Genomic DNA, 15,743 nt, shown 5'->3' with positions numbered 1-15,743 from the left:
TGGCGGCCATGGAATTCGTGCTGATCGCGATCGCGATCCTCGTCGTCGCCCTGATCGCCGGGGTCGGCCTGCTGGTCGGCCGCGGTCGCCGCACCACCCGGCTCGACGAGGACGCCGCCGGCGGCACCACGCTCACCCGGCCGCGGCCGCCCGCCCCGCCGCGCGAGGAGCCACCGCCCCCGTCGGGGGCCACCGCGTCGGGGCTGGGTGCACCGCCGGCGGAACCGGACGCCGTCACCCCCGAGGCCCCGCCGGAGGTGGAGCTCCCGCCGGCCGAGCCCGAGCCCGGCCTGGTCTTCGAGACCCCGCCGCCCTCGGCCGGCCGGCTGGTGCGGTTGCGCTCCCGCCTGGCCCGGTCCCAGTCCTCCCTCGGCCGCGGGCTGCTGACCGTCCTGGCCCGCGAGCGGCTGACCGAGGACGACTGGGAGGAGGTCGAGGAGACGCTGCTGGCCGCCGACGTCGGCGTCGCCGCCACGACCCAGATCGTCGACCGGCTGCGCACCCAGTCGATGGTGCTGGCCACCGCGTCGGGCGCCGACCTGCGCCGGCTGCTGGTCCGCGAGCTGACCGCCGTCCTCGGCCCGGACCTGGACCGCTCGCTCGGCGTGGACCGGCGCGAGGGCCGCCCCGGGGTCGTGCTCGTCGTCGGGGTCAACGGCGCCGGCAAGACCACGACGGTCGGCAAGATCGCGCGGGTGCTGGTGGGGGACGGCAAGAGCGTGGTCCTGGGGGCCGCCGACACGTTCCGCGCCGCCGCGGCCGACCAGCTCGAGACGTGGGGTGAGCGGGTCGGCGTGCTGACGGTGCGCGGCCGGGAGGGCGCCGACCCGGCCTCGGTGGCCTTCGAGGCGGTGCGCACCGGGGTGGAGGCCGAGGTGGACACCGTCGTCGTCGACACCGCCGGCCGGCTGCACACCAAGGGCGGCCTCATGGACGAGCTGGGCAAGATCAAGCGCGTCGTGGAGAAGCAGAGCCCGGTGACCGAGGTGCTGCTCGTGCTGGACGCGACGACCGGCCAGAACGGCGTCGTCCAGGCGCGGGTGTTCACCGAGGCCGTCACCGTCACCGGGGTCGTGCTCACCAAGCTCGACGGCACCGCGAAGGGCGGCATCGTCGTCTCCGTGCAGCGGGAGCTGGGCATCCCGGTGAAGCTGATCGGGCTGGGGGAGGGGGCCGACGACCTGGCGCCGTTCGAGCCGGAGGCCTTCGCCGAGGGGCTGGTGGGCGGGGAGGACTGAGCGCTGGTGGGCGGGGAGGACTGAGCGCTGGTGGGCGGGGAGGACTGAGCGCTGGTGGGCGGGGAGGACCGGGCGCTGGTGGGCGGGGAGGACCGGGCGCTGGTGGGCGGGGAGGACCGGGCGCCGGCGGGCGGCTAGCGCTCGACCCGCAGGGCCAGCAGGGCGACGTCGTCGACGGCGGCGGGTGCCAGGCGGGCGAGCAGGGCGTCGCAGAGGCCCTCGAGCGGGTGCGCGGCGAGGTCCCGGCCGGCGTCCAGCAGCCGCGCCGTCCCCTCGTCGAGGGTGGTGCCGCGCCGCTCGACCAGCCCGTCGGTGTAGAGGACGACGGTGTCGCCGGGGACGAGCGGCACCGTCGCGTCGCTGCGCGCCGTGGCGGGGTCGGTCCCCAGCAGCCGCTCGGGCCGCCGGTCGAGCAGCTCGGCGCTCCCGTCGGCGTGCAGCAGCAGCGGGGCGGGGTGGCCGGCGCTGGACCAGCGCAGCGTGCGCACCCCTGCCGCGCCGGAGGCGGGCAGCTCCACGCGGCCCACGACCGCGGTGACGAGGGTGCCGATCCCCAGGTCGGCCATCGCCCGGTCCAGGGCCGAGAGCACCGTCGCCGGGGACGCGTCGAGGGCGTGGGCGATGCCGCGCAGCATGTTGCGGACCTGGCCCATGACGGCGGCCGAGGCGCGGTCGTGCCCGGCGACGTCGCCGACCACGAGCGTCGTCGCCCCGTCGCGGGAGAGGAAGGCGTCGTACCAGTCGCCGCCCACGCGGGCCTCCTGGGCGGCCGGGCGGTAGCGGACGCTGATGCCCAGGTCGTCCGGCTGCGGCGGGTCGGTGAGCAGGGAGCGCTGCAGGGCCTCGGCGAGGCTGCGGGTGGCGTGCGCCCGGCGCCGCTCGGCCTCCAGCCGGGAGACCCGGTCCACGGCCTGGGCGCACTGCGCGGCCCAGGCCTCGAGCACCCGCAGGTCCTCGCCGTCCAGCGGCTGGGGGTCCCGCCAGCCGATCGTCCAGGACCCCAGCAGCCGGCCGCCGGCGCGCAGCGGCAGCGCGGCCCACGCGGCCAGGCCCAGCCCCTCGGCGAGGCGCCGGATCTCCGCGTCGCCGGCCGTGCCCGCGTCGCGGACCACCACCGCCCGCCCGCCCGCGGCCACGGCCATCGGCAGCGGCGACCCGGGGTCGAGGTCGGCGGTGAGCAGCCGCTCGTCCCGGCTCTCGGTCAGGGCGTGCGGGGCGCTGCCGGGCCGGATCAGCGTGACCGCGGCCACGTCGGCGCCCAGGGCGGTGCGGCCCTGGGCGAAGAGCCGTTCGAGCATGGCCCGGGTCGTCTCGGCGTCGGCGAGGGCGGACACCGTGGTGGCCAGCCCGGCCAGCGACCGCGCCGTCCGGCGCTCCCGGTCGGTGGTCGCGCGCAGCTCGGCGTTGAGGCCCTCGAGCTCCCGGGCACGCCCGAACAGGTCGCCCTCGACCTCCTCCACCCGGGTCCGGCCCAGGGGCCGCCTGGCGGCGGGCCTCGTCCCGCTCGACCACGTACTCCGTCACGTCGTCGGCGCGGTGCAGCAGCAGGACGACGCGGCCATCGTCGTCCAGGATCGGGACGTTGCGCGGGCTCCAGTACCGCTCGGCGTACGAGCCGTCGGGCATCGGGATGTCGTACTTCTGGATCGGCATGGTGACCGGGCGGCGGGTGTCCCGTGCCCGGGCCATTGAGTCGGCGAGGTTGACCACCCCGTCGGCGGCCGGGTCGTCCGGGTTGAGGGGGAACAGGTCGAACAGGTGCCGGCCGACGTTCTGCTCCAGCGTGGTCGCCGTCGCGTCCAGCCGTGCCTGGTTGGCGTGGACGATGACGAAGTCGGGGGTGAGCAGCAGGAACGGGGCGGGGGCGACGTCGAAGACGCGCGCGAAGTCCGGGTCCGGGAGGTCCCCCGCACGCCGCGGGTCCCGCTCGGCCGACACGCGGTGCTCACCCTCCCGTCCGCAGCCCGCCACGGGCTCCACCTGGTGTGCCGGCCTGCATACCCGCCGGTCGGCGCGGCGGTAACGTGCCGCGGACCTCAGGCGACCCCGCGCGGGTCGAAGCCGAAGGGCAGCTCGAGGCGGTGGGCGGCGAGCAGGTCCGCGTCGGCGAGCAGGTCCCGGGTGGGCCCGTCGGCGACCACGACGCCGCCGTCGAGGACCACCGAGCGCGGGCACAGCTGCAGGGCGTAGGGCAGGTCGTGGGTGACCATCAGCATGGTCACCGGGAGCGCCTCGAGCACCTCGGCCAGCTCCCGCCGCCCGGCGGGGTCGAGGTTGGACGACGGCTCGTCGAGCACGAGGACGTCGGGGTGCATCGAGAGGACCGTGGCCACCGCCACCCGGCGCCGCTGGCCGAAGGACAGGTGGTGCGGCGGCCGGTCGGCGGCCCCGGACATGCCGACCTGGTCGAGGGCGGCGGCGACCCGGGCGGCGACCTCGGGCTCCGGCAGGCCCAGGTTGCGCGGGCCGAAGGCGACGTCCTCCCCGACGGTCGGCATGAACAGCTGGTCGTCCGGGTCCTGGAAGACGATCCCGACCCGGCGGCGCACCTCCTGCAGGTGGTTGCGGTCGACCGGCAGCCCGGCGACCGCCACCCGGCCCCGGCCGGCGGTCAGGATGCCGTTGAGGTGCAGCACCAGGGTGGTCTTGCCCGCCCCGTTGGGGCCCAGCAGCGCCACCCGCTCCCCGGGGTCCAGGCGCAGGTCGACGCCGAAGAGCGCCTGGTGCCCGTCGGGGTAGGCGAAGGCGAGGTCCTCGACCAGCAGGGCGGGACCGGGGTGGGACGGGCCCGGCGGGGAGGGCGGGGCGGACGGGCTCACCCGACCAGCATGCCCGCCGCCAGGACGGCGGCGGCGGCCACCGGGAGGCTGAGGGCGGCCAGCCACTCCCGGGGAGCCACGGCCGCGCCCGGCCCGGTGGGCATCCGGCCGGTGTAGCCGCGGGAGAGCATCGCCAGGTGCACCCGTTCTCCGCGCTCGTAGGAGCGGACGAACAGCGCCCCCGCGGTGGAGGCCAGCACCCGCAGCGCGCCGGGGCCGCGACCGCGGAAGCCGCGGGACTCGCGGGCCACGCGCATGCGGTGCAGCTCGCCGCCGACCACGTCGACGTACCGGATCATGAACATCAGGATCTGGGTGAGTGCGGAGGGCAGCCGCAGCCGCTCCAGGCCGCGCACCAGCGCCCGGGGCTCGGTCGTCGCCGCCAGCACGGTGGCGGCCAGCACCGCGAGGGTGGCCTTGGCCAGCAGCCCGCCGGCCGCCGCGAGCCCGCTCTCGGACAGCGAGAGCCCGCCGACCTCGACGCGGGGACCGTGGGCCACCACCGGCAGGAGCAGCGCGAAGACCACGAAGGGGATCTCCACGACCAGCCCGCGGACCAGCCGCCGCGGCCCCACCCGGGCCACCGCCGCGGCGCCGAGGACGAGCAGCAGGTACCCGCCGTAGGCGGCCGGAGCCCAGCCGGCGTGGACGGGGGTGGCCACGACGACCACCGCGAAGGCCAGCACCGCCAGCAGCTTCAGGTGCGCCGGCAGCCGGTGCGCCGGGGTGTCCGCGGCGACGTAGGCGGCACCGAGCGCACCGCCGTGCCCCGCGCCCACGTCAGCCGGTCCGGCCGGTGGGGGTGCCGGCGCGGGGCTCGGCCCGGTCACGCCCGCGCCGCCGCACGAGCAGGGTCACCCCGCCGGCGAGGACCAGCGTCGCCGCGACCCCGACGACCCCGGCCAGCCCGCCGGAGAGCCGGGGGTCGTCGACCCCCGTGACCGCGTAGTCGGCCAGGGGCGACCCGGCGACCGCGCTGTCGCGCGCGGTGTCCCCGAACCCCTCCTGCTCGGCCGACCACTCCAGGCCGTCGGGGTGCGAGGAGGCGTAGTAGCTGCCCACCCCCGCGACGAGGAGGGCGACGAGCAGCCCGGCCAGCAGGAAGCCGCCCGTGCGGTACGCGCGGGTCACCGGGCACCGCCCACGGCCGTCGCCGGGCGGCCGGCCAGGGGCGCGGTGCCCCGCAGGCGCCGCGCGGCGTGCACGAGGTCGGGCCGCACGGCGAGGACGGCGCCGAGCACGGCGACGGTGATGGCCGCCTCGCCCAGGCCGATGAGCAGGTGGACGCCGGTCATGGTCGCCGCCATGGCGCCGAGCGGGACGTCGACCGCCCCGCCGACGGCGAACAGCCCCACGAAGACCAGCGCCGCCACGGGGACCGACAGGAAGGCGCCGATCCCGCTGCCGGCGAGCAGGGCGGCGCGGCTGCGCGGTGCGAGCGCGGTCGCCAGGCGGGTGCACAGGTACCCCACCGCGACGGTGACCACGCCGATGAGCACGATGTTCGTGCCGAGTGCGGTCAACCCCCCGTCGGCGAACAGCAGTGCCTGGACGACGAGGACGCAGGTGACCGCCAGCACCGCCGTCCAGGGGCCGACCAGCGCGGCGGCGAGCGCGCCCCCCATGAGGTGTCCGCTGGTGCCCGCGCCGACCGGGAAGTTCATCATCTGCACGGCGAAGACGAAGGCAGCGGTCAGGCCGGCCAGGGGGGCGGTGCGCTCGTCGAGCTCGGCGCGCGCCCCGCGCAGCGCCACGGCCACGGTGCCCGCGGCCAGGACCCCGGTGCCGGCCGACGTCGTCGCGTCCAGGAACCCGTCGGGGACGTGCACGCTGCCTCCTCTCGGTGCCGGGCCCCGCGGCGGGAACCGGCGCTGGCGACCTTATTGCACATCTCTTGCAGGTGCACAGGGTTCGCAGGAGGAACCGTCCGGTCGGGCAGGGAGCCCCGGCGCGCGGGAGCGCAACACGGCCGGAACACGCGGCGGGGACACGCGGGCCGGAGTTCACCGCGCGGAAACAGCGGCGCGCCACCGCGTGAAACAGGCCGACGGCACCGTGAACGCCGCGTCGACCGGCCCCCCGGACGACGGCCCCACCAGCACACCGCCGGGCGTTCCCCTGCGCCGGTGGACCCGACCGATGCGGGCGATGGCCCCCGACACGTACAGGAGGTTGCCGTGGTCGACACCGGCAACACCGCCTGGATCCTCACCAGCGCGGCGCTCGTGCTGCTGATGACCCCGGGCCTGGCGCTCTTCTACGGCGGCATGGTCCGCGCGAAGAGCGTCCTCAACATGATGATGATGAGCTTCGGGGCGCTGGCGCTGATCAGCGTCCTCTGGGTGCTCTACGGCTACTCGGTCGCCTTCGGCAACGACGTGGGCGGCGGTCTGCTCGGCGACCCGTTCGAGTACCTCGGCCTCGCCGGCCTGATGACCAGCGTGACCAACGGCCTGCCCGACATGGCCTTCGTCGGCTTCCAGGCCGTCTTCGCCATCATCACCGTCGCCCTCATCAGCGGCGCCGTCGCCGACCGCGCCCGGTTCGGGGCGTGGATGGTCTTCGCCGGCATCTGGGCGACCGTCGTCTACTTCCCGGTGGCCCACTGGGTGTTCGCCTTCGACAACGACGACCTGGGCGTGGTCGGCGGCTGGATCGCCAACGACCTGGCCGCCGTCGACTTCGCCGGCGGCACCGCGGTGCACATCAACGCCGGTGCGGCGGGCCTGGCGCTGGCCCTCGTGCTCGGCAGGCGGCGCGGCTTCGGCCGCGACGCCATGCGGCCGCACAACCTGCCGCTGGTGATGCTGGGTGCCGGCCTGCTGTGGTTCGGTTGGTTCGGCTTCAACGCCGGGTCCGCGCTGGGCGCGAACGAGACGGCGGCCACGGTGTGGGTCAACACGCTGGCCGCGACGGGCGCCGCCGTCCTCGGCTGGCTGGCCACCGAGAAGCTGCGCGACGGTCACGCCACCTCGCTCGGCGCCGCCTCCGGTGCGGTGGCCGGCCTGGTCGCCATCACCCCCGCGTGCTCGGCGGTCAACCCGGTGGGCGCGATCGTCCTGGGCGTCGTCGCCGGCGCGCTGTGCGCCCTGGCGGTCGGCCTGAAGTACCGCTTCGGCTACGACGACTCCCTCGACGTGGTCGGCGTGCACCTGGTCGGCGGCCTGTGGGGCACCATCGCCGTGGGCTTCCTCGCCGACCCCGAGGCGCCGGCCGGCGTGGAGAGCCTGCTCTTCGGGGGCAGCGTCGACCAGCTGTGGCGGCAGGTCGTCGGTGCGCTCGCGGTGCTGGTCTTCTCCTTCGTGGTCACCTGGATCATCGGGACGGGCATCAGGGCGACGATGGGCTTCCGGGTCAGCGAGGAGGACGAGGTCACGGGCATCGACACCGTCGTCCACGCCGAGTCCGGCTACGACCTCGCCTCGCTGGGGAGCAGCGGCTCGACCGCGCCGCTGACCGGCCAGGCACGGGCTGAGGCCCGCAACACCGAAGGGATCCGGGCATGAAGCTCGTCACCGCGATCGTCAAGCCGTTCAAGCTCGACGACGTCAAGAACGCCCTCGAGCTGATCGGCATCGCCGGGCTCACCGTCAGCGAGGTCCAGGGCTTCGGCCGCCAGCGGGGCCACACCGAGGTCTACCGCGGCGCGGAGTACCAGGTGGACTTCGTGCCGAAGGTCCGCATCGAGGTCGTCGTCGGCGAGATCGAGGCCGCCCGCGTGGTGGACGCGATCGTCGAGGCCGCCTCCACCGGTCAGATCGGCGACGGCAAGGTGTGGGTGACCACGATCGACGAGATCGTGCGCGTCCGCACCGGTGAGCGGGGTGCCGACGCCCTCTGAGGGATCCCCTCGCCCCCCACCCCTCGCACGCTCGGGGCGGGACCCCGCAAGGGGACCGGGAGCACCCGTCGGCCGGGGTGGCGGAACCCCGCCACCCCGGCCGACGCCGTCCCGGGGTACCGATCCGCGACACCGCTCCAGCACACGCCGCCGCGCCGGCGGCGCACCGCAGACCGAGGGGGACCCGTGCTCGACACCGAGGCGCTGCCCGCGCTCCCGCGGGCGCGGCGCGGGGAGGTGCTGGAGGCCTGGCTGCGCGGGCTGCTCGAGGACGCGGTCGCCGGGACACCGCCGCCGCGGAGCCGCCGGGGCGGGCCCCCGCCCCGCAGCGGCACCGAGGGGGTGGCCCTGGTGGCCGTCGGCAGCCTGGGGCGCCGGGAGCCGCCGCCGTACGGCGACCTGGACCTGGTCCTCGTGCACGAGGGGCGGCCGGAGATCGCCGCCCTCGCCGACGCCGTCTGGTACCCCATCTGGGACGCCGGCCTCCGGCTCGACCACTCCGTGCGGACCGTCGCCGAGGCGGTGACCACCGCCTCGACCGACGTGAAGGCCGGGCTCGGGCTGCTCGACGCGCGCCTCGTCGCCGGGGACGCCGACCTCGCGGCCGCCCTGCGCACCGCCACGCTGGCCAGCTGGCGGCAGTCGGCCTCCCGGCTGCTGCCGCAGCTGCGCGACCTGCGCCGGGGCCGCGCCCGCCAGGTGGGGGAGCTGGCCTTCCTGCTCGAACCCGACCTCAAGGAGGCCTACGGCGGCCTGCGCGAGGGCCAGGTGCTGCGCGCCGCGGCCGCCGCGCAGCTCGCCGACGAACCCCCGGCCGAGGTGGAGCAGGCCTACGCGTTCCTGCTCGACGTCCGCGATGAGCTGCGCCGCCGGACCGGCCGCCCGACCGACGTGCTCGTGCGGCAGGAGCAGCGGCCGGTCGCCGCCGCGCTCGGGGTCGCCGACGAGGACGCGCTGCTGCGCGAGGTGAGCCTGGCCGGCCGGCGGCTGGCCTTCCTCGCCGACGAGACCTGGCGGCGGGTCGAGGCCGGTCTCGTGCGCCGGCCCCGCGGGCGCTACCGCCGGGTGCGCCGCGAACCGCTGGCCGAGGGCGTGGTGCGCCAGGGTGACGAGGTGGTCCTCGCCCGGGACGCCCGCCCGGCCGCCGACCCGGGCCTGGTGCTGCGCGGTGCCGCCGCGGCCGCCCGCGCCGACCTCCTGCTCTCGCCGTACACGCTCAAGGTCCTCGCCGTGCACTCCCCGCCGGTGCCCGAGCCGTGGCCGGCCGAGGTCCGCTGGTCCTTCCTGCGGCTGCTGGCCAGCGGGCGCTCCGCCGTCCCGGTGCTGGAGCAGCTCGACCAGGAGGGGCTGCTGGCCCGCCTGCTGCCGGAGTGGGACCGGGTGCGCTCCCTCCCGCAGCGCCACCCGTGGCACCGCTACACCGTCGACCGGCACCTGGTCGAGGCCGCGGCGGCCGCGGCAGAGCTGACCCGGGACGTCGACCGGCCGGACCTGCTGCTCGTCGGCGCGCTGCTGCACGACATCGGCAAGGGCTGGCCCGGGGACCACAGCGTCGTCGGGGCGCCCGTCGCCGGGCAGGTCGCCGCCCGGATGGGCTTCGCGCCGGCCGACGTCGCCACGCTCACCGCCGTCGTCCGCCACCACCTGCTGCTGCCCGACACCGCGACCCGCCGGGACATCGACGACCCGGCGACGGTCGAGCGGGTGGCGGCGACCCTCGACCACGACCCGGCGCTGCTGCAGCTGCTGCACGCCGTGGCGCAGGCCGACGGGGCGGCCACGAGCACGTCGGCCTGGTCGCCGTGGAAGGCCCACCTGGTGGCCGCGCTGGTGGCCCGCGTGCAGTCGCGGATCGGGGGCTCGGCCGCGCCCGACACCGAGCCCGTGCTGCACCCCGGTGCCCCGGACCCGGGGGCGGAGGGCGGCGGGGCGGCGGTGACCGTGGCCGTGGAGGACGTCGCCGACGGCCAGCAGGTGACCTTCCGCGCGCCCGACCGCCCCGGGTTGTTCAGCTGCCTGGCCGGCGTCCTCGCGCTCAACCAGCTGGACGTGCGGGCGGCCAAGGTCAACACCGACGGCTCCCGGGCCACCGCGGTCTTCGCCGTCCGCCCCCGCTTCGGCCGGCCGCCGGTGCCCTCGATCCTGGCCGACGCCGTGCGCGCCGCCCTGGAGGGGACGCTGCCGCTGTCGGCCCGCCTGCGGCAGCGGGAGGCCGACTACCGGCAGGACGACGGTCGCGCGGCCCCGCCCCGCATCGCCTGGCACAACGGCGAGGTCACCGGCGACGCCACCGGCATCGTGGAGGTCCGGGCCGGCGACCGGGCCGGCCTGCTCTACCGGCTCACCGCGGCGCTGGCCGCCGAGGGCCTCGACGTCACCTCCGCACGCGTGGAGACCCTCGGGGCCGATGCCGCCGACCACTTCTACGTGACCAACACCTCCGGGACGCCGATCGACGGGGAGCAGCGGGCGCGGGTGGAGTCGGCGCTGGCCGCCGCCGCGCGGGGCGCGGTGCCCGACCCGGTGCCCGGGGGAGCGGACACGCCGGGCTGAGGCTCCCCGGTTCTGTCGGTGGCCCGTGCCACCGTCGGTGACGAGGAGGGGACGGACCGGTCCCACCTCGCCGCGAGAGGAGTCCGCATGACCGACCGCTTCGCCGTCGCGACCGCCGAGGGGCGGGTCTGGGCCTGCCCGGTGTGCGGCGACGACCGCGAGTTCGTGCAGCCCCCGTGCGCCGACGGCCACACCGACGACGGCGGCGAGTGCCCCGACTGGACGTGCGGCGACTGCGGCGCCGCCGTGTGGGCCGGGGCGCCGGTGCCGGCCGCTGCCGCGCGGGCCACCCGCGCGGCCTGACCGGGCCGGGGCCCCGGCCCCGCGGTCACCGCACGGTGAGCGCCACGCGGCCGTGGTCGGCCAGGGCGCCGTCGGTGACCAGGGCCACCCAGCCGCCGCGCAGCAGCACGATCTCGATGACCTCGTCGACGAGGTCGTCCACGACGTCTGGGTGGTCGACGTCGTCGGCCGGGGTGACGAAGTCGCCGTCGGGGCTGAGCCGGGCGGGGAAGAGGAAGCCCTCCTCCACCGCGAGCATCTCCGGGCGCTCCCGCCGCGCGGCCAGCCACACCGCCTCGATGCCGTCGACCACCGCGTGCCGGGACCGGCGGCGGTCGAGCAGCGCCAGCGCCTCGTCCTGCCGGGAGAGCAGGTAGGCGTCCAGCACCTCGCGGATCCGCGGCACCAGGTCGGGCAGCGGCGCCCGCGTGAGGCCCCCGGTCACCGTGCCCGCGAGCCGGCCGAGGTTGCGGGACACCCGGCGGAAGCGGGCCAGCGTGCGCTCGGCGCCCACCAGCACGAGGGGTGCCGGGTGCAGCCGCAGGTGGGTGCCCAGGGACTCGTCGACCCGGCGGAGGAAGGCGTCCCGGCCCATGCCCTCGGCGGGGACGGGGAACGGTGAGCGGGGCGGGGGGCGCAGGTCCTCGGCCACCCCCTCCAGCAGCCGCGCCTCCCGCTCGGAGAGCAGCAGCACCAGGTGCCGGGGCGTGCGGTGCAGGGCGCGGACCAGGTCGCGGGTGGCGAAGGTCGGGTCGACGACGACCCGGTCGGCCACCGGTACGGGGAGCCGGACCACCTCGCGGACGGCGGGGTCGACGAACACCGCGATGCCGCGACCGGTCGGCCCGGATCGGGCGCGGGCGACGGTCTCGGCGATCGCGTCGGTGAGCTCGGCGCCGGCGCGCCCCTGCCCGGCGAGCCGGGTGGCGGCACCGGCGGCCAGGCGGCGGAGCGTCGCGGCGTCGGCCTCGGTCATCCGCGGCGCGGGCCGGGTGGTGGCCAGCAGGGAGACGCAGGTGTCGGTCCGCACCGACTGGAGCAGCAGCACCTGCTCGGGGGTGGGCCAGCCGACCCGCCCGGGCGCGGCCGTCACCGGGGGGCGCCCACGACGACGGCGTCCAGCCGGCGGGCCAGCCGGCCGACCGTGCGTTCGAGGACCCGCCGGCGCCGCCGCCCGGACAGGCCCGGGCACCGGTGCAGGTCGACGGTCGCGGACGCGCCCGCCGCCGCGAGCGCCTGCCGGACCGCCGCGCGCAGGTCGCGGGCGAGGCGATGGGACTCCTCGGCCAGCAGGGCGGCGAGCTCGGCGTCGAGGGTGCAGGGTGGTCGGGGCAGGACCACGGCGACGTGCAGCGGTGCACGGCTGCGCCGGGCCGCGGCGAGGGCGGGGCCGAGGTCGGCGGCCACGTCGCTCCGGTCGGTGACGACGGCGAGCAGGCGCCGGGGTCCAGGGCGGGGCGGTGGCGCGCTGCGCTGCGGTGCGGGGGCCGGTGGCGGTGGGCTGAGCACGGTCACGGGGAACTCCCAGCGGTGCGGCGAGGTCTCCCCCGACCCCGGGTGGGGCCGGCCGGGCCCGGGCCGGGGCCGGGACTGACGGGCGGCGGCTGCGCAGGATGCGCTCGGGCACTCCCCTCGCACGAAGAAATTTACGTGAAATTCTTTGCCAGGTACAGGGGTGCGGAGCAGTGCCGCGGTGACGCCGCACGGTGAGCCGCGTCCCGATCCGCGTGCTGTCCCCGTCCGCGTAGTGTCCTTCGGGTGACCGAGACCTCTCCGGGGTGGACCTTCCTGTCCAACCACGGGCACGTCCTCGTCAGCCTCGCCGCGGACCCCGAGGTCCGCATGCGGGACGTCGCGACCCGGGTGGGCATCACCGAGCGTGCGGTGCAGATGATCGTCAGCGACCTGGAGCAGGCCGGCTACGTCGTCCGCGAGCGCGTGGGGCGCCGGAACCACTACACGGTCGTGAACCACGGGCGGTTCCGGCACCCGCTGGAGCAGCACGTGCGGATCGGGGACTTCCTCGCGCTCGTGCTGCGGGACGCCGGGGGAGGGGCATCGGTCAACGGCGCCGAGCCGGCCGGCCGGCGAGCTTGACCGACTCCTCCACCACCAGGATCGCGGAGGCCACCGCGGCACAGGTGAGCCACTGGGTGAGGTCCAGTGCCGTGGTGTCGAAGACCGTGTGCAGGAACGGCAGCTGCACGACCAGGACCTGCAGCAGCACGACGACCGCGAACGAGATCCACAGCCACCGGTTCCTGTACAGGTGCCGCGTGAACACGGTCTCCCGCTCGGCACGGGCGTTCAGGGCGTTGAAGAACTGGAACAGCACGAACGTGGTGAACGCCATCGTGGTCGCCACCGCGGTGCCGTAGGCCGCGTCGGCGAGGGCGAGCGCAGACAGCGTGCCGGTCGCCATGATCGCGCCGGCCCGGAACATCCGGAACAGCCGGGTCCGGTTCAGGATGCGCTCGCTGGGCCTGCGGGGCGGGTCGTCCATCAGCCCGGGTCGGGCCGGGTCGACGCCCAGGGCCATGGCCGGGGGGCCGTCCATGATGATGTTGACCCACAGCACCTGGATGGCGGTCAGCGGCGCCGCCAGCCCGGCCACGCTGGCGCCCAGGAAGGACAGGATGGCGCCGATGTTGGTGGACAGCTGGAAGCGGACGAACTTGACCACGTTGTCGTAGATCGACCGGCCCTCGCGGACCGAGGCGACGATGGTGGCGAAGTCGTCGTCGGTGAGGATCATGTCGCCGGCTTCCTTGGTGACCTCGGTGCCGGTGATCCCCATCGCCACGCCCATGTGCGCCGAGCGCAGCGCGGCCGCGTCGTTGACCCCGTCGCCGGTCATCGCGGCGACGTGCCCCCGGGCGGTGAGGGCTGCCACGATCGCGACCTTGTGCTCGGGGGCCACCCGGGCGAAGACACCGACGTCCTCCACCCGTCCCGACAGCTCCTCGGGGCTCATCCGGTCCAGCTCGGCACCGGTGAGCACCTCGCCGCGGATGCCGAGCTCCCGCGCGATCGCGGCCGCGGTGTCGCGGTGGTCGCCGGTGATCATCTTGACCGATATGCCGGCCCGGTGCGCCAGGGCGATGGCGTCCCTCGCCTGCGGTCGCGGTGGGTCGGCGATGCCGACCAGGCCGAGCAGGGTCAGCCCTGACAGCCGCTCGGCGAACTCCTCGGCGTCGGTGGGAGCGTCGTCCGCGAGCGTCGTCGCCGCGGCCAGCACCCGCAGACCCCGTGACGCGAGGGCCGACACCTCGGCCGCCATGCGCTCCCGCTCGGCGCCGTCGAGCGACCGGACGCCGTCGCCGGTGAGGACCGCGGTGCTCCGGGCCAGGAGCACGTCGGGTGCACCCTTGACGTGGACGCGGGCGCGGCCGCCCTCGTCGTGCACGGTGGCCATGAACTTGCGGGCGCTGTCGAAGGGCAGCTCGGCGGTGCGGGGATGCGCCCCGCGCAGCACCGTCGCGTCGATCCCGGCCTTGGCGGCCGCGACGACCAGGGCACCTTCGGTGGGGTCGCCGACGATGCCGGGCCGGTGGCCGGTGTCGGGGGAGAGGGTGGCGTCGCTGCACAGGGTGAGGGGTTCCAGCAGCAGGCCGGCGTCCTCGGCCGGCCGACCGGTGGCCTCGTCGACCAGGGCACCCCGCGGCGCGTAGCCCTCGCCCTCGATGCGGACCCGGCGCCCGGCGTACACCAGCGCACGGGCGGTCATCTGGTTCAGGGTGAGCGTCCCCGTCTTGTCGCTGCAGATGACGGTGGCCGAGCCCAGGGTCTCCACCGAGGCCAGCCGCTTGACGATGGCGCCGCGCCTGGCCATGCGGGCGACCCCGAGCGCCAGGGTCAGGGCGAGGACGGCCGGCAGGCCCTCGGGCACGGTGGCCACCGCCAGGGCGACCGCGGAGAGCGCCAGCTCGCCCAGTGGCTCGCCGCGCGCCAGGGCGATGGCCGCGTAGGCGGTGATGGCGATGCCGCCGATGACGGCGATGCGCTTGCCCAGCGAGTCCAGCTGGACCTGCAGCGGCGTCTTGGGGTCCTCGCCGCTGCGGAGCAGCTCGGCGATCGCACCGACCTCGGTGCGCATGCCCGTCGCGGTCACCACGAGCTCGGCCCGGCCCCGGGTGAGCGTGGTGTTCATGTAGCCCATGCCGGTGCGGTCGGCCAGCGCCACCCGGTCACCCGGCGCGGGCCCGACCGGGGCGGTGCCCTTGCTCACCGGCTGCGACTCCCCGGTGAGCGCGGACTCGTCGACCTCGACCGACTCGGCCACCAGCAGCCGCCCGTCGGCGGGCACCCGGTCGCCGGCCTCGAGGAGGACCACGTCGCCCGGTACCAGGTCGGCGGCGTCCACGACCCGCGCCGCACCGTCCCGGCGGACCCGCGCGGTCGGCACGAGCATGTCGCGCAGGGCCTCCAGGCTGCGCTCGGCCCTGTTCTCCTGGACGAAGCCGATGGTCGCGTTGATCAACAGCACCACCAGGATGACGATCGTGTCCTTGAGGTCGCCCACCGCGCCGGCCAGGACGGCGGCACCCAGCAGGATGAGGATGAGCAGGCTCCGGAACTGGTCGAGGAAGCGCAGCACGGCCGGCCGGCGCGGCTGCTGGGCCAGCGCGTTCTCGCCGTGCTCGGCCCGGCGGCGGGCGACCTCGGTCTCGTCCAGGCCACGGGTCGGGTCGACCTCCAGGGCCTCCGCCACGGCGGTCGCCGGGAGCAGGAAGGGGTCGCGCAGTTCTCCGCCTGCCGAGCCGAGTGCCGTGTCGGCGGGGGGCGACTGGGTCATGGGAGGACCTCTCGGAGGGGGCGGTCGGGTACCCGGTCGAGCCCGACGCCGGACTCGTCGGTGGGCGGGTGCGCGGGGGTCTGGGCGTCCACGGGGGTGCGCCGGGGGATGGGAGCGGTGCCGCGCCGAGGAGATGCGGTGCGCCCGGGAGATGCGGTGCGCCCGGGAGATGCGGTGCGCCCGGGAGATGCGGTGCGCCCGGGAGATGCGGTGCG

The 15,743-nt window shown here is 76.5% G+C and carries 14 protein-coding genes and 1 pseudogene; 6 read left to right on the top strand and 9 right to left on the bottom strand.

Annotated elements, in window-relative coordinates; translation table 11 throughout:
- Positions 1–8 precede the first annotated feature (8 nt).
- A complete protein-coding gene (gene ftsY / locus ACI8AC_RS12910) occupies positions 9–1,238 on the top strand; it encodes a signal recognition particle-docking protein FtsY (protein ID WP_456898180.1) in 1,230 nt (409 codons plus the stop codon).
- 134 nt (positions 1,239–1,372) lie between these two features.
- Here ftsY and ACI8AC_RS12905 read toward each other — a convergent pair whose 3' ends face one another.
- From ACI8AC_RS12905 to ACI8AC_RS12880, 6 genes and pseudogenes are all read right to left on the bottom strand, one after another.
- Complete coding sequence (locus ACI8AC_RS12905) at positions 1,373–2,698, bottom strand: PP2C family protein-serine/threonine phosphatase (protein ID WP_456898179.1); 1,326 nt, start codon at positions 2,696–2,698, stop codon at positions 1,373–1,375.
- Between the two features lie 67 nt (positions 2,699–2,765).
- A pseudogene (locus tag ACI8AC_RS12900) lies at positions 2,766–3,176 on the bottom strand (PAS domain-containing protein); the annotation flags it as partial.
- Between the two features lie 98 nt (positions 3,177–3,274).
- Complete coding sequence (locus ACI8AC_RS12895) at positions 3,275–4,057, bottom strand: energy-coupling factor ABC transporter ATP-binding protein (protein WP_456898178.1); 783 nt, start codon at positions 4,055–4,057, stop codon at positions 3,275–3,277.
- Positions 4,054–4,836, bottom strand: a complete 783-nt coding sequence (cbiQ, locus tag ACI8AC_RS12890) for a cobalt ECF transporter T component CbiQ (RefSeq protein ID WP_456898177.1) — start codon at positions 4,834–4,836, stop codon at positions 4,054–4,056. The genes ACI8AC_RS12895 and cbiQ overlap by 4 nt, the downstream gene beginning before the upstream one ends.
- A gap of 1 nt (position 4,837) precedes the next feature.
- Positions 4,838–5,188, bottom strand: coding sequence for a PDGLE domain-containing protein (locus tag ACI8AC_RS12885; RefSeq protein WP_456898176.1), 351 nt, complete (start codon positions 5,186–5,188; stop codon positions 4,838–4,840).
- Positions 5,185–5,886: an energy-coupling factor ABC transporter permease gene (locus ACI8AC_RS12880; protein ID WP_456898175.1), complete on the bottom strand. Its 702-nt coding sequence runs from the start codon at positions 5,884–5,886 to the stop codon at positions 5,185–5,187. Before ACI8AC_RS12880 ends, ACI8AC_RS12885 begins: the two co-directional genes overlap by 4 nt.
- Positions 5,887–6,234: 348 nt before the next feature.
- On the opposite strand from ACI8AC_RS12880, the gene ACI8AC_RS12875 reads away from it, so the two are divergent.
- The 4 genes from ACI8AC_RS12875 to ACI8AC_RS12860 all read left to right on the top strand — a co-directional run bounded on the left by ACI8AC_RS12875 (position 6,235) and on the right by ACI8AC_RS12860 (position 10,754).
- Positions 6,235–7,563 (top strand): ammonium transporter, encoded by a 1,329-nt coding sequence (locus ACI8AC_RS12875; protein WP_456898174.1) that lies wholly within the window; start codon positions 6,235–6,237, stop codon positions 7,561–7,563.
- Positions 7,560–7,898 (top strand): P-II family nitrogen regulator, encoded by a 339-nt coding sequence (locus tag ACI8AC_RS12870; RefSeq protein ID WP_012950005.1) that lies wholly within the window; start codon positions 7,560–7,562, stop codon positions 7,896–7,898. Before ACI8AC_RS12875 ends, ACI8AC_RS12870 begins: the two co-directional genes overlap by 4 nt.
- Positions 7,899–8,084: 186 nt before the next feature.
- Positions 8,085–10,451, top strand: coding sequence for a [protein-PII] uridylyltransferase (locus ACI8AC_RS12865; RefSeq protein WP_456898173.1), 2,367 nt, complete (start codon positions 8,085–8,087; stop codon positions 10,449–10,451).
- An 87-nt stretch (positions 10,452–10,538) separates the two neighbouring features.
- On the top strand, positions 10,539–10,754 hold the full coding sequence (locus ACI8AC_RS12860) for a hypothetical protein (protein ID WP_456898172.1): 216 nt from the start codon (positions 10,539–10,541) through the stop codon (positions 10,752–10,754).
- 25 nt (positions 10,755–10,779) lie between these two features.
- Here ACI8AC_RS12860 and ACI8AC_RS12855 read toward each other — a convergent pair whose 3' ends face one another.
- Both ACI8AC_RS12855 and ACI8AC_RS12850 read right to left on the bottom strand, forming a co-directional pair.
- Entirely contained in the window at positions 10,780–11,826 is a 1,047-nt protein-coding gene (locus ACI8AC_RS12855; protein ID WP_456898171.1) for a baeRF3 domain-containing protein, read from the bottom strand.
- Entirely contained in the window at positions 11,823–12,248 is a 426-nt protein-coding gene (locus tag ACI8AC_RS12850) for a hypothetical protein (RefSeq protein WP_456898170.1), read from the bottom strand. Before ACI8AC_RS12850 ends, ACI8AC_RS12855 begins: the two co-directional genes overlap by 4 nt.
- Positions 12,249–12,491: 243 nt before the next feature.
- Here ACI8AC_RS12850 and ACI8AC_RS12845 point away from each other — a divergent pair, with 243 nt between their 5' ends.
- Entirely contained in the window at positions 12,492–12,830 is a 339-nt protein-coding gene (locus ACI8AC_RS12845; protein ID WP_456898169.1) for a helix-turn-helix transcriptional regulator, read from the top strand.
- Here the strand turns inward: ACI8AC_RS12845 and ACI8AC_RS12840 are convergent.
- Positions 12,796–15,528, bottom strand: coding sequence for a cation-translocating P-type ATPase (locus ACI8AC_RS12840; protein ID WP_456898168.1), 2,733 nt, complete (start codon positions 15,526–15,528; stop codon positions 12,796–12,798). The two genes, ACI8AC_RS12845 and ACI8AC_RS12840, sit on opposite strands and share 35 nt — an antisense overlap.
- Positions 15,529–15,743 lie beyond the last annotated feature (215 nt).

The sequence above is a fragment of the Geodermatophilus sp. SYSU D00758 genome (assembly GCF_054049955.1).
Note: the sequence above shows the minus strand (reverse complement) of the source record. Positions and strands in the feature narration are given on the sequence as shown.

Excerpts from the sequence above, each read along its gene's own strand:
- ftsY (WP_456898180.1), top strand. The coding sequence starts at position 9 with ATGGAATTCGTGCTGATCGCGATCGCGATCCTCGTCGTCGCCCTGATC.
- ACI8AC_RS12870 (WP_012950005.1), top strand. The coding sequence starts at position 7,560 with ATGAAGCTCGTCACCGCGATCGTCAAGCCGTTCAAGCTCGACGACGTC.
- ACI8AC_RS12860 (WP_456898172.1), top strand. The coding sequence starts at position 10,539 with ATGACCGACCGCTTCGCCGTCGCGACCGCCGAGGGGCGGGTCTGGGCC.
- ACI8AC_RS12840 (WP_456898168.1), bottom strand. The coding sequence starts at position 15,528 with ATGACCCAGTCGCCCCCCGCCGACACGGCACTCGGCTCGGCAGGCGGA.